The 12,682-nt window shown below is 46.1% G+C and carries 12 protein-coding genes; 3 read left to right on the top strand and 9 right to left on the bottom strand.

From position 1 onward, the window contains the following. Window positions 1-23: 23 nt before the first annotated feature. From UCI88_RS10730 to UCI88_RS10720, 3 genes are all read right to left on the bottom strand, one after another. Entirely contained in the window at window positions 24-3,422 is a 3,399-nt protein-coding gene (locus tag UCI88_RS10730) for an Hsp70 family protein (RefSeq protein WP_256180053.1), read from the bottom strand. A 10-nt stretch (window positions 3,423-3,432) separates the two neighbouring features. Next, window positions 3,433-4,329: a hypothetical protein gene (locus UCI88_RS10725; RefSeq protein WP_256180052.1), complete on the bottom strand. Its 897-nt coding sequence runs from the start codon at window positions 4,327-4,329 to the stop codon at window positions 3,433-3,435. A gap of 753 nt (window positions 4,330-5,082) precedes the next feature. Further along, window positions 5,083-6,009 (bottom strand): LysR family transcriptional regulator, encoded by a 927-nt coding sequence (locus UCI88_RS10720; protein WP_256180051.1) that lies wholly within the window; start codon window positions 6,007-6,009, stop codon window positions 5,083-5,085. A gap of 113 nt (window positions 6,010-6,122) precedes the next feature. Here UCI88_RS10720 and UCI88_RS10715 point away from each other — a divergent pair, with 113 nt between their 5' ends. Then, on the top strand, window positions 6,123-7,166 hold the full coding sequence (locus UCI88_RS10715; RefSeq protein ID WP_256180050.1) for a threonine aldolase family protein: 1,044 nt from the start codon (window positions 6,123-6,125) through the stop codon (window positions 7,164-7,166). 69 nt (window positions 7,167-7,235) lie between these two features. Here UCI88_RS10715 and UCI88_RS10710 read toward each other — a convergent pair whose 3' ends face one another. The 5 genes from UCI88_RS10710 to UCI88_RS10690 form a co-directional block, all read right to left on the bottom strand. After that, window positions 7,236-7,721: a lecithin retinol acyltransferase family protein gene (locus UCI88_RS10710; RefSeq protein ID WP_256180049.1), complete on the bottom strand. Its 486-nt coding sequence runs from the start codon at window positions 7,719-7,721 to the stop codon at window positions 7,236-7,238. Between the two features lie 6 nt (window positions 7,722-7,727). Continuing rightward, entirely contained in the window at window positions 7,728-8,480 is a 753-nt protein-coding gene (locus UCI88_RS10705) for a YaaW family protein (RefSeq protein ID WP_256180048.1), read from the bottom strand. 559 nt (window positions 8,481-9,039) lie between these two features. Continuing rightward, entirely contained in the window at window positions 9,040-9,603 is a 564-nt protein-coding gene (locus UCI88_RS10700; RefSeq protein WP_230198088.1) for a hemerythrin domain-containing protein, read from the bottom strand. Window positions 9,604-9,625: 22 nt separating this feature from the next. Next, window positions 9,626-10,213 (bottom strand): hypothetical protein, encoded by a 588-nt coding sequence (locus UCI88_RS10695; protein ID WP_044504294.1) that lies wholly within the window; start codon window positions 10,211-10,213, stop codon window positions 9,626-9,628. Window positions 10,214-10,228: 15 nt separating this feature from the next. After that, window positions 10,229-10,432 (bottom strand): DUF1858 domain-containing protein, encoded by a 204-nt coding sequence (locus tag UCI88_RS10690; protein ID WP_256179818.1) that lies wholly within the window; start codon window positions 10,430-10,432, stop codon window positions 10,229-10,231. 265 nt (window positions 10,433-10,697) lie between these two features. On the opposite strand from UCI88_RS10690, the gene UCI88_RS10685 reads away from it, so the two are divergent. Both UCI88_RS10685 and UCI88_RS10680 read left to right on the top strand, forming a co-directional pair. After that, on the top strand, window positions 10,698-11,426 hold the full coding sequence (locus UCI88_RS10685; RefSeq protein WP_302357549.1) for a Fic family protein: 729 nt from the start codon (window positions 10,698-10,700) through the stop codon (window positions 11,424-11,426). A 155-nt stretch (window positions 11,427-11,581) separates the two neighbouring features. Then, entirely contained in the window at window positions 11,582-12,001 is a 420-nt protein-coding gene (locus tag UCI88_RS10680) for a hypothetical protein (RefSeq protein ID WP_256179820.1), read from the top strand. Between the two features lie 222 nt (window positions 12,002-12,223). Here the strand turns inward: UCI88_RS10680 and UCI88_RS10675 are convergent. Further along, window positions 12,224-12,682 (bottom strand): autotransporter outer membrane beta-barrel domain-containing protein (locus UCI88_RS10675; protein WP_330024213.1); only part of this gene is annotated, 459 nt, incomplete at its 5' end.

Below are 12,682 nucleotides of genomic sequence, written 5' to 3'. Positions count from 1 at the left end.
CCTCCTCAACCGGACAACGGTCGCTATTCCAAAGAAATCTCGACAGGGCCTGCCAAGTAGGTCCCGGCAGCCGCTTCTTCCAAGGATTTGGCAACGACGTAGGCCACGGTATTGGCATTCACCGGCCCGATATAGACATTGGCTTCCTTGTCGGGATGTTCCAAAATGACGTGGATCTGCTTGGCAATCGTCGCCGAAACGTTGCCGCCCATGGCCTCCGGCATTTTCGTGTATAACAAGTCAAAGTCATTGCTGGCATCAATGAAATAATGCCACGTATTGAATGGCGTATTTCGATTGATGATCGGATGGAAGCGCCGCTTCTTATTTCGGCCCACATAGAATTGGAAGGGCGTACGTTCTTCATCCTGCAAGAGGGTAACGACTTGAACGGTCCCGCTGTTCCGGCAAGATAACAGGCCGTAAGCGACACCGGTCTTGCCCGTCGGACGTACCAGTTCTTCCGGTTTTAATTCCGGATGTTCTTTCCAGATAGCTTCTTGTCGTTCCACCGCTTCCTCCGTGCCTAGGGCCGGGTAAATCGTAAATTCCGGAATCTTCCCGTATTTATCGGCGCCCAGCCACTGCATGACAAGAGAGGTCTCTGACGCGCTCATTGACGAGGCTCTCTTTGCTTTTTTCTGCGCAGCACTCCGTTCTTGTGCCTTAAAATAATAATCAATCATTCTCTCTTTAAGATAGGCTGTCAGCGTCTCAGGGGTTTCCCAAGGGATGATATATATTAAAATTTCTATCAGTCTTTCGGGGTTTTCTTTGACCTCTTTAGTAAGCAGGCTATTAGAAGTCATCTTCTGTAACTGAACGGAAAGCTGCTTCCGAAAATTGTCAGGACTTTTTTCAACGAATTCCGCCCCCATTATTTCCTCAAATATATCCTCAATTTCTTGCTCAAGAACATCTTCATCCATTTTCTTAATCATGTCCCAAAGCATTTCATCAGATATTTCAGGGGAAGTCTCGTCGGGAGCGACCTCATCCTCAGGAATCGCTTTCCTTTCCAGCCCCAGTACCTGACCGAACAACCGCTTAACTCGTTCCGATTTTGAAGAATTGCCGCCTAAGAAGATGGCAATGGCCGGAACCTCATCCAAGGACTCGATACCGTTTTCACCGCTATACTGTTCGAAGGATTCCTTCATAGCCATGAAGAAATTTTTGATGCCTTTCAAGATACGGTCCTGAATGATTTGTTCTAAATCTAAAGGCTGCCCATCTTGACCATCAAGGCGCAGAATAAAATCGGCATTCATCTGTCCATCTTCACTAAAGGCATGGAAGGAAACAGTGCCCTCTTCCTGCATCTTTTGAGCTTTTTCACCGCGGGGATTTTCCCATAAGGGGCGCAGAGCTTCCATCAAATTATGCATATTAGCATGAGCTTCCTGCGAATCTTTGATAAAGGCCTCGCTCCCTTGGAAGTCTGATTTATCGGCAGACCAAGTAAAGGGAATGCGCGATTCGAGCAGTTTTTTCTTATTATGAACGAAGACTTCAAAGGCCAAGAGGCTTAAGATATTTTCACCGCCTAGCGTCCGATCGCCATTTTCTCCAAAATGAACTAATTTGTAGTCATAGCGCTCGCTGTCGGCTTCTTGATAAAAGCCGTAATCAAAGTCCGTCGTCCCGCCGCCAAAGTCAAAGACGGCATAGTAAATCTTTTCATCACCGCTGGGATCAAAACCGTATTCCTGAAGCACCGTAATGGCATAGGCCGCCGGTTCAGAAGCACCGACTTCTACGGAGAAGCGCTTCATGGCTTCAGAATTCGACAAAATAGCCGTCGGCAAAGACTTCTTCAACCCCACTTCAAAACTGTGCAGCATTTTTTCACGAATCTCTTTTTCATACGTGACCGGGAAGGACATGATATAGTGCATAAACAGATGCTTTTCAGAAATCATGTTGTTGATATATAGGCCTAAATAGTAGGCATAATAAGCCAATGGATCGGCCTCTTCGTCTCCATCCAAATCTTGATAGGGAGGTAAATCCTTGTCGAATCTTTTTTTGTCCCGCAAAACCAAGGGCTTTCCGTTGCCGCACCACTGTTTTAAGTTAGTCAAGAAAGAATAATAGAGTCCTTCAGAATTATTATTCATATTTTGAAAAGCAGTATGGGACACGGTCATATCATTCCAGCTCGTATACGGCCGGCCATCTCTAGCATTATAAGCCTTTATAAAGGACTGCAGATCTATAAACTGAATAACCGTCGGATTTTCATAGTTATTCAAGTCGACGCCCCCACGATAACTGCCGTTGCCCACTTGTAAGGGCAATCGCTGTAACTGTTCATTTTCATAGACGACGACGGTGCTCTTAGTTCCAAAATCAATGGCTACAATGCCCTGGTTGATATCTTCTTCCGGATTACGGGCAACCCAGCGCTCCGGCAGCGTCACCTTGACGCCGTCTTTATGAAAATCATCCCAATCCCACAAATCCCAATGCCCGCGCTTAGGATCGGTCAACAATTTTTCATCGTATTTATCGAGCATGGCCCTCTGGTAGTCACACTGAAGCAATTGATTTTTTAACTCCCCTGCAGCGATTGTTGCAACTTTGATGCGCTCCTGCTCCCCATAGCGCATAATAATATTTTTCAAATCAGCCGCCTCAGGATGACCATTTAATATGTTCAAACATTTAGCTTCATCCAAGGCTAATTCTTTACCATATCCAACCGATTTAACCATCTTATACTTGCCTAAAACTTTTAGCGTATTGTAAAGAATTTCATCTTCCTGCGTAGAGAACAAGTCCTGTGGAGAAAATTGATTTTCCAAAAACAAGCAGACTGTATGGGCCGGCAAAAGAGACAGACTATCGCGCCCATTTAACCGGCATAAGGGAAGAAAAGTATATCGGACTGGATTGACTTCATTCCCAAAAATTCCTATAGCCCGGACACTAATCACGATTTTTCGAATTTGATCATGAACAGAAGAATAAAGATGTTGATCATCCATATATCTGACTTCCTCATAAATAGCTCCTGTTTTATCACAAAAAGAACCGTCTGGTAATTTACCCAATCCCGTTTTCTGTCCCTTAAAGATACGTTCCGCTTCTTCAAGAGAAATCATTTCTCCATCATGACCATCAAATCGGTATCTAAAGCCTTTTTGGGGGTCAAGTTGTTGATCAATGGCTTTGAAATCAGTCTTATCAATTCGCGGAATAAGGCCCACGACAGACGGAACATAGACACTCTTGCCCAAAGAAATCCACGTGTTTTCACTTTCCATCTTTTCCTTAAAAATCTGAATGATTTTTTTAGATTCTTCGCTCAGTCTCTTATTGGCAAGGGCAACCATTTTTTTAAAATCCGGTTCCGCCCCTTGTTTCTTAACTAATTTTTCATTGCTGTCTACCAACAACTCCGTCAATAATTTTGTCATCGTCGTCCTCCTACTCCCGGCTACTGATTCCGATATCTCGTTGCTCTATGATACTCGGTCGGATAACTTTCTCGCTATCTTTCAAACGATAGCCTTCCAATAAAACAAGGCTCACCGGCCCAAGTTGTGAAGGACTCGCAGCACTGCGCCTCATTACCTTACTGTCAAAGTCGGTTCCCACGACGGTATGCAGCCGTTCATAGTCTGTTTGGACGAAGAAAAACTCAAAGAGATCCTTTAAGATAAAAAATTCATCGGTCTTATCTCGTCCGTTTTGAATCGCATTGGCCAACACATCATAGAGGCTGTTCACATGAACCATACCGGCCGCATAAAAGGATAAGGCCGTACCACCTGTTCCAAAGACACCTTCCAACGTTTTTCTTAAACTTTCCGAAAGGGAGCTGTATTTCTGATATTGAGCCTCTAATTCACGATAAGGAGCACTCACCCGCTCCGCTTCCTGCCATTTTTTCACAACCTGTCGATAATCCTGTTCACAATTGATCAATTGTTGCTGCACATTCTGCAGAACTTGGTTCTGTTTTTCACAGTCTTCCTGCAATTCGTCAAGTTTACGCTTTAAGGTTCTCACTTCTGATTGTCTATCCTGACACAGAGCTTCCAGACGTCGGCATTCTCCTTCCAGATTCCGGCAGTTTGACTGTCCTTGCAGATAAGCTTCTTCTAACTCCTGATAGTCATTCTTCAGTTTTTGGTGGATTTCCATCGTTTTCTCATACTCTGCTTTTAATTCTTCGTACGCCTCTTTTGAAACCGCCGGTTCTCCATCGACGAGCAGCGCTTTCAGTTCAACCGAATGGTCGCGAAGGTAAGTTTCGATACGTTCATCCATCATTTCGTTAAAAAAGGACAAATAAAGCTCCATATATTTCTGTTTCTTCATCGATTCATCACCTGTATCTGTTTTCCGTTCTCTTTCTTACTATCATACCAAATTGTAAAGACAGATTATGTCATTGCGAAAAATTTACACAAAAAAAAGACAGCACGAATGAATCGAACTGTCCATAGCATGGCGCATATATCGACGGTAAAGACAGAGTACCCCTTTCACATCTTCCGTTTCTCAACATTGTAGAAAAAGTCATCCCTGTCACCACCCAGTAATATTTTCACCACATACCGAATATATTTGCTGGTTTTATTATAACAATTTTTCAAACAACTTGTCATCTACAATATGCGTTTCTGTAAAACATATTTGAAAGGGAATATTATTACAAGCTATAACCAAAAGCAATGACACACCCGGACCTGGCAAATGTATTGATGGCAGAGACTCCGTGAAGTGGCCTGTATAAGTATCACCGATCCCACCACTAAGCCGTTTTTATTCTCACAAAGTCATCTTTCCGTAAATTCCATTTCATGATGCAACAATTTCAAAATGCAAGGTTTTCAAAAAAAACAAAAAACGATTCATGCATGTGGAATATCGCTGCAAACTGTGCCGGATACATAAAGTGAAACTGTATCCATATATTCATTACAAAAAATATAGTCTCGCCTTACCTTTCATGTGTTCCCATACCGCGGCGGTTTTCTACGACTTTATTTATCGTAAACGTCCTGATATGCCACGCCTTCTCCACAAGCTTCTTCAAAAAAAGGTTATCACTCCCTGCCTTGAAAGTCGTTATTTTTCGTTTTTCGTCGGCTGATGTTCCCCTTCCCCGGTATCGTTTGCCGTTTCGCCTTGTACGGTCTGCCAGACTTGAGCGATGAATTTGCTCGTCGCCGGCGATATTTCTTGGATGTCGGGAACGGCAATGCCTAAGGAGATATGCTGGCCCGGTTCGAAAGGCCGCAGGACGACGCGACCATTCCAGCGTTTGGTCGTCAGGCGATTATTCAGACTGATGCCCAGGCCTTCTTCGACCATGCAGTAGGCCGTATAGGGATCACTCGTCGTAAAGCGGATGTCCGGTTCGAGGAAGTTCGCCGCTAAAAAGCGGTCGATATCGGTATCACGATTCGGAAGGGGGATGACGAAGGGGGCGTCATCGAGGTGGGCTAAGGTAATGGATTCTTCCTCCGTCCAGGGATGATCCGGCGGCAGCCAGACGACGAGTTCGTCTTCATATAAGGGAATCCAGTCATAGGTCACGCCGCTGCCAAATTTTGCTGACAGGCAGCAATCGATGGTCTTTTCATCGAGCCACTGAGCCAGTTCCTTATTGGTCCCCTCCATGAGATGGACCGATACGTTGGGGTAGAGTTCCTGAAACTTACTGAGGATTTTCGGCATCCAGGCGGCAGCAATGCTGTAGTAGCAGCCGACGTTGAGGACGCCGGCCAAGACGCCTTGAATGGCAGCGCCGAGGTCGACAGCCTTTTGGGAAGCCCGAACGACATCTTGAAAGACGGGCATCATCTGACGGCCGTTAGCGGATGGCTGAACGCCTTGATTGTTCCGCACTAAGAGGGGAAAGCCGATTTCTTCTTCCAAAGATCGAATCATACGGGTTATGCCCGACTGCGTATAGCCGAGTTCTTTAGCAGCAGCGGTTAAACTACCGTGTTGAATGGCCAGGAGCAAGGCCTGGCATTTGATACTGTCCATTTTGTTCACCCATTTCGTCATGACGAATATGATAAATTACAACTTGTGTCATACCTTATTGTACCGTATAATGAGGCCATCCGTAAAGAACAATTATCCACAGGAGGATTATTATGAATACCTTATTGCCCTTTGCTTCCGACTATATGGAAGGCGCCTATCCGGCCATTTTAGAAAGACTGACTGCCATCAATACGATTCCCCAGGACGGCTACGGGACCGACGGCATCAGTGAAGAAGCCCGCAAAAAAATTCTCGAGGCCTGCCACTGCCCGGACGGCGAAGTCCACTTTTTAAGCGGCGGCACTCAGACTAATGCCGTCGTCATCGATGCCATCCTGCGCCGCTATGAAGGCGTCATCGCCGCCTCGACAGGCCACGTCAGCATTCACGAAGCCGGCGCCATCGAATATACGGGACACAAAGTCATCGAACTCCCCCAACACCAGGGAAAACTTTCCGCATCCGATGTAGCCCGCTTCATGGAAAATTTCGAAGCCGACGCCTCCAAGGATCACTTGGTACAGCCCGGCATGGTCTATATTTCCCAGCCCACGGAATACGGCACGCTGTACACGAAAAAAGAACTGGCAGAGCTTTCTGAAGTCTGCAAAAAATATGACCTCGCCCTCTACGCCGACGGCGCCCGCCTGGCCTATGCCCTGGCCACACCGGAAAACGACGTCACCTTAGCCGATTTAGCGACGTACTGCACGGCTTTTTATATTGGCGGAACGAAATGCGGTGCCCTCATCGGCGAAGCCGTCGTCCTTCCCAAAAAGGGCCTCATCCCTCATTTCTTCACCATCATCAAACAACACGGCGCCCTCTTGGCAAAAGGCTGGCTCATAGGCACCCAGTTCGATGTCTTATTTAGCGACAATTGCTATGAAAAAATCGGAAAGACAGCCATTGAACACGCTGACGCCATCCGCAAGGCCTTGAAAGACACCGGCTTCAACCTCTACTTCCCGACGGCAACCAATCAGATTTTCGTCATCATGGATAATCAGAAATTAGCCGCCCTCAATAAAAAAGTCGCCTACAGTATGTGGGAAGCCTATGATGCCGATCACACTGTCATCCGCCTGGCAACCAGTTGGGCCACTACGAAAGAAGATACAGACAGCCTCATCGAATGCCTGAAAGAACTTTAAAATCCGGGTAACACACAAACAAGCCGAGCTCCGTATATGCTGTGGAGCTCGGCTTGTCTCGTTATGATTTTAAATGAATACCAAATCCAAGACCCTTCCGACTTGATCCGAATAGCGTAAATTTGTCTTGCAGTAGATGGCAAAATGCTCACAATTATTCGATGGCAGCGAATAGCCTCCCAGGGTCTGACTTTCAGCACAAGCATATGCCCGCTGTACCGTTTCTTCCGGAGTATAAATATGATAATTTTGCCATTCGAGTCCTTGCCATACGGCATCGACAATAGAGGCATTTTTTTCCTTGGCACGAATCAGCAGCTTAAATTCTTCAATATCAGCGGGAAAATGACGCACAAAAAAATCCTTGTCCCCATCTAAGAAATCTTCCATCGTCGTTTCATGGATACGTGTTTTCCTAAGGATTATTCCCGAAGCCGGAGCAAAATGAACGACTTTTCCGTTGCCGGTATAGACCCCATAATGGCAATAAGAAGGAACGAAATACCTCTTCCGATGAACATAAATAACGGATCCCAGGGCAGGCAATCCTCTCATAATCCATCATCCCTTCCTTTGATATTTCTTTATATTTCGAAGGCAGCCGATATAGGAAACTGCCGGAATGGTAACCCGATACGCTGGGCCGGCAATATCAACAATCGTCCAGCCAGCCGTCAGTGCCCAACCGATAGGACCCGCAAGAACAGCCGCTGCCCGTCCCAAGGTCAGGCTGGCAGCAGAAGACTTAAAAGCGCTGGTAACCAGAGGCTTAGCAAAAGCTGCTGCCGCAAAGGAAAGGCCTTGATTTAAAGTTTGCCGCGCCACTGCATTGGCAACAATAAGAGACATCTGGTACGATGCCAAAGTACTGTCTCGCAATAAATTAAAAAACAAATTGGATCCTACCGCCTTTAAGATAGTATGATTATTTTTACCGTTATATCCCCAAGTTTCAAGGAACGCCATTTGTGTATCTTCCGATAATGATTTCCAAGTTTCCCCCATAAGATGAGCGCACATTTTGTCTTCTATCTCTTCAGCTGAATCTAACGAATTATAAGAGACTCCTAACTTTTTACAGGCGTCTTGAGCAACGGTGTGATAATCTTCCCGGAACCAGAAGGTATTGCTGCCAAAATCAAGAACTTCTTGAGCTAGAAGATCGACGTATTGGCGGTAATCAGCGCCATATTTCTTGTATTCCTCACTGCCTCTAATCGATTCAGTCAAGGACCCCTCCTCTATCAAAATTTTAAATAAGAGCTCCAATTCCTCATTCGAACACCGCACAAGAAATGCTAAGTCTTTATCCATAACCCGACGCCTCCCATCAATCCACGACACATCACATCATTCTACCAATAGAATACCATCTGACAAAGACAGATGTTGTCACTTCTAAAAATCTTATTCTATTAACACGATACTATCGTACTTTTATAGTAGAAATATCGTCTTAAACATAATGAAAGGAGCGCTTCTGCTAACCACATGAACAAAACTAAAATTCCAGATTAAAATTCGCTGGCTCATGAAGCCATACGTTACATAGAATATAATTTTCGCCATCTAATTTAAAAGTAAATTCCGTAAAATATCCTTATTTCATTATATTTTTATATATATTTTATGTCAATGATGGTGAAGCAGTCTTTATTTTGCACAGATTTCCGAACCGACGCTTTTTGTATTGAAAATACCCAATTACTTCTTTCCAAGAAACAGCCTCGAAGAGGCCTTGTTCTCACGTCTTCTGCTATCCTCCTGCCATTCACAATACCTGTTAAAGAATACATCGTCCCAACAAAAAAAGAGCCCCGGGCAAAATACGTTTCTACTCGCAGTTTACCGGAGCTCTTTAATCGATGTTCAATTAAGCGATATGATATTTCTTTTCTAAGCGGTCTAAGAGATCCAGATAGCCTTTTACGAAGGCCGGGTCTTCTTCTTTTTCAAAGTCTTTGACCGTCTTGTCGATTTTTTCTTTGATATTTTCAGGCAGGCTGCGGTCAGCTAAGGGATAGACGACGTTGTTTTCTTTTTCAACATGCATCTGCAGACGGTTGGCATAGGCCATGGCTTCTGCCAAAATCTGAAGTTTGTGTTCCGTTTTCGGTTCTTCGTCGTAGAGTTTCAAGGCTTCTTCGAGGGCACGCACGTGAGCGCGGACGAGGTCGTGTTCGACGAGCATGCCGTGTTTGATGATGATCGATGCGACTTCTTCCAGGTTATCGACCATTTCGGGGAAGAGGACTTCTTCTTCCCGACGATGGTGGTGGTTGTCGGCATAGTTGCGGATAAAGTCGATGATATCAGCAAATTCTTTCTGATCGACTTCGCCGCCTTCTAAGATAGCGCAGCAAGCGGCCTGAATGATTTTAAGCATACGGGAAATATTGGCGTGCTGTTCGACCATGACTTCCGTGCAGTACATCATAATGCATTCCCTCTCTTTCTTGTTAAGCAGATTTCTTTACGATTTCATACTGGCCTTCAGCCGGACTTTCTAAGGCATAGTCCGTAGCCGACAAGAGTCCGTCGACCAAGGCCTGACGCAGGGCATAGTAGCGGTCGCCGTGACCCTGCCAAAATTCACTATGAAGATCCATCGTCCGGTCCCAGGCAATGCGGGCGTCGTCGCTTTCACGGACGCGGTTGACCTGATCGCAGGGCATGCCGTCGAGGAGAAGATCATCGAGGCGATGGAAGGCTTCCGGTGCCGTTGCGGCCTGAAGGCCCTGTTTGGCGCCAAAGTTGTGAGCAGCCTCTTTCAAGGCGTCGAATTTTTCGCCATCGTCACCGGCTGCATCGAGGACCAATGCGGCATAACGGCCTTCGGCATCGTGGATACGAGACTGAAGCCAGCCGTGGATATTGGCTTCGTCGATGACTTCATCGAGTTTGCGGCGGTCGGTGCTGACGTACTGGTCAGCCTTATCGCTCCAGCCCTTGGCCGTAACGTAGGCGACGAGTTCGTCGATCAAATTTTCCTGAAACTGGATTTTATTGTATAACCAAAAGTGAATCGGTCCTAAGAATGCGCTCATCGTCTATTCCTCCTCTTATTCAGCGGTCAAAGCGGCGTTAACAGCACCGGCAACGGCTTCCGGATCGAGGCCGTGCACGAAGCAGGCATTAGCCAGGCTTTCCTGCTGAGAAGACGGGCAGCCTAAGCAGTGCATGCCCTGAGCCACGAGAGTATCAACAACCTGCGGGTACTGACGAATGATATCGCCCATAATCATATCTGTCGTAATTTTTGCCATAGTAATTACCTCCTAATATATCTCAATCTATCTCTATGTCAGAGAAGCATTTCTCAACTTCTGAACGTAGTATACCATGAAGGCCAAGAGATAATCCGTTGTTATTCCAACGCGTAGAAAAATTTTCCAAATAAATCGGTTACAGGTGATTTCTAATCAACAACTTCGCCCGTTTCAGCGGGATTTGTTGCTTTTTACGTGACATCATAGTAAAGTTAGAGACAAGAAATGACTCGAAAGGAGTTTCGCTATGAATCCCCTCTTTATGAAAATTGATTCCTTGAAAAATACACTTCACAAACTGCGTCCCTTGAGCAAGGTAGAATTGCAGCGGCTGAGAGAAGAATTTATCATTGAAACGACGTATAATTCCAACGCCATCGAAGGCAATACACTGACTCTCCGCGAAACGGCCTTGATTTTGCAGGAAGGCATTACCATCGCTGAAAAACCGCTGCGTGAACATCTCGACGTCATCGGTTTCAAAGACGCCTTTCACTATATTATCGAACTGGCCTCCCAGAACACGCCTCTTACCGAAGAAATGATTAAAACAATTCATTCCCTGGTTTTAATGAACGACAGAGAAAATCGCGGCAAGTACCGAAACGTCCCGGTCCGCATCGTAGGGGCACTCCATACGCCGCCCCAGCCGTATCGAATAGAACCGGCCATCCATCAACTGCTCCGACAATATGCCCTCTGGAAAGAAGAAAAGTATATACTGGAGGCCATAGCCCTGCTCCATCTCGAATTCGAGTCCATTCATCCTTTTATCGATGGCAACGGACGAACGGGCCGGCTGCTGCTCAATCTTGAACTCATAAAAGCCGGTCTCCTCCCCGTCGATATCAAGTTCACGGACCGCCGCAAGTACTACGACTGCTTCGACGCCTACCATGCAGAACACCACAATCCTGAACAGATGGCGTCCCTCATCGCAGCTTACGAACAAGAAGAATTAGAACGATACATCGCCATCGTCACCCCCTAAAGGTCGCTTATTCCCTCTTTTTCTACAACGCACGACAACCATATTTGAAATTCTGTCTTTATTTTGCAAGCAGTCTCTCCCTTCCATTCTTTATATTATGATATAATAGGTATACATTACTCGAATATCTATTATATTGAAAGGAGTGTGACGTAATGCGATACTTGTCAAAACTGATGATGGCCTTGTTCTTTGCCGTCAGCCTCTTTTTCGTCCCTCTTACGGGCCAGGCACTCTATTTCCCGCCCACCCTTTATGATAACGACCAAATCGTTCTCGTATATGGCCATATGGGGCATGGAACCTATGTCGACAAGACGTCCGTCGTCGTCGAATACTACAATCCTCCCTACTATAAGTTGGCGGCCAATATTCTGACCTATAATGCCGAAAAAGGATATCTCGCCGGCACAAGAACCCAGCATTACAGCTACAACATCGAGACCGGCGCCATCTACAGCGGTGACTACGGCCCCTTGTACGACCGTTCCACCAATCCCATGGCAAAACAACGGCCCGTAGACGTAGCCAAAACCGTCTGGGAAGCCGCTTATCACATGCCTTGGAAATGGTAAAAATCCCCCACTAGAATCAAAACGTAGGGTCGGAACCACCTTGTCTCCCCTTTGTACTGGCCATTACAAAAAAGCAGCGACGCCAAGCCATCATCGCCGCGATAAAACCGAACGCCTTACATAAGAACGATAGAAAAAGCTTCTCCCTCCATGTAAAAACACCATGGAGAGAGAAGCTTTTCTGTTACACAAGATAAAAAACCGATGCTAAAAACTTACACACTAGAATTTCCAAGAAATACCGCCGTTGAATTCCCAGTTGTTGCTGTAGGAGCCGCTGAATTTGCGTTCAAATTCAAACCATACGCTGCTGGCCGGGCTCAATTCTGCCGTTAGGCCGGCACCTAAGTCGTACCAGGTGTCCTTACCGTCGCGGTTGTAATCGATTCGTTCCAAGCCATTGGCTGAGGTCAGCATGATGCCGCCGTCACCGGAGAATTCATGGAGGATGTCGCCTTTTACGTACCAGCTCGTCTTATCATTCATCTTCTGTCCCAACCGGAAGCCCAGGCGGCCGATGAAGCTATTGACGCTGTCTAAGTCGTGGTTGATGCCGTCGCTGCTGGTGTAGGACTTGCTGTTCATGTGCGTATACTGCAGCTGGGCCTGGGGTTCAAAGTACCAGCCGTCTTCCAGATCGTAGGTTTTGCCCGTTTCGACGCTGGCCTGTTGGTACCAGGT

Source organism: Megasphaera massiliensis, from assembly GCF_036305205.1.
GTDB classification, from domain to species: Bacteria; Bacillota; Negativicutes; order Veillonellales; family Megasphaeraceae; genus Megasphaera; species Megasphaera massiliensis.
This window is presented reverse-complemented; position numbering and strand designations above follow the sequence as displayed.

Excerpts from the sequence above, each read along its gene's own strand:
- UCI88_RS10715 (WP_256180050.1), top strand. The coding sequence starts at position 6,123 with ATGAATACCTTATTGCCCTTTGCTTCCGACTATATGGAAGGCGCCTAT.
- UCI88_RS10695 (WP_044504294.1), bottom strand. The coding sequence starts at position 10,213 with ATGAGCGCATTCTTAGGACCGATTCACTTTTGGTTATACAATAAAATC.
- UCI88_RS10690 (WP_256179818.1), bottom strand. The coding sequence starts at position 10,432 with ATGGCAAAAATTACGACAGATATGATTATGGGCGATATCATTCGTCAG.
- UCI88_RS10685 (WP_302357549.1), top strand. The coding sequence starts at position 10,698 with ATGAAAATTGATTCCTTGAAAAATACACTTCACAAACTGCGTCCCTTG.
- UCI88_RS10680 (WP_256179820.1), top strand. The coding sequence starts at position 11,582 with ATGCGATACTTGTCAAAACTGATGATGGCCTTGTTCTTTGCCGTCAGC.
- UCI88_RS10700 (WP_230198088.1), bottom strand. The coding sequence starts at position 9,603 with ATGATGTACTGCACGGAAGTCATGGTCGAACAGCACGCCAATATTTCC.
- UCI88_RS10705 (WP_256180048.1), bottom strand. The coding sequence starts at position 8,480 with ATGGATAAAGACTTAGCATTTCTTGTGCGGTGTTCGAATGAGGAATTG.
- UCI88_RS10720 (WP_256180051.1), bottom strand. The coding sequence starts at position 6,009 with ATGGACAGTATCAAATGCCAGGCCTTGCTCCTGGCCATTCAACACGGT.
- UCI88_RS10710 (WP_256180049.1), bottom strand. The coding sequence starts at position 7,721 with ATGAGAGGATTGCCTGCCCTGGGATCCGTTATTTATGTTCATCGGAAG.
- UCI88_RS10730 (WP_256180053.1), bottom strand. The coding sequence starts at position 3,422 with ATGACAAAATTATTGACGGAGTTGTTGGTAGACAGCAATGAAAAATTA.
- UCI88_RS10725 (WP_256180052.1), bottom strand. The coding sequence starts at position 4,329 with ATGAAGAAACAGAAATATATGGAGCTTTATTTGTCCTTTTTTAACGAA.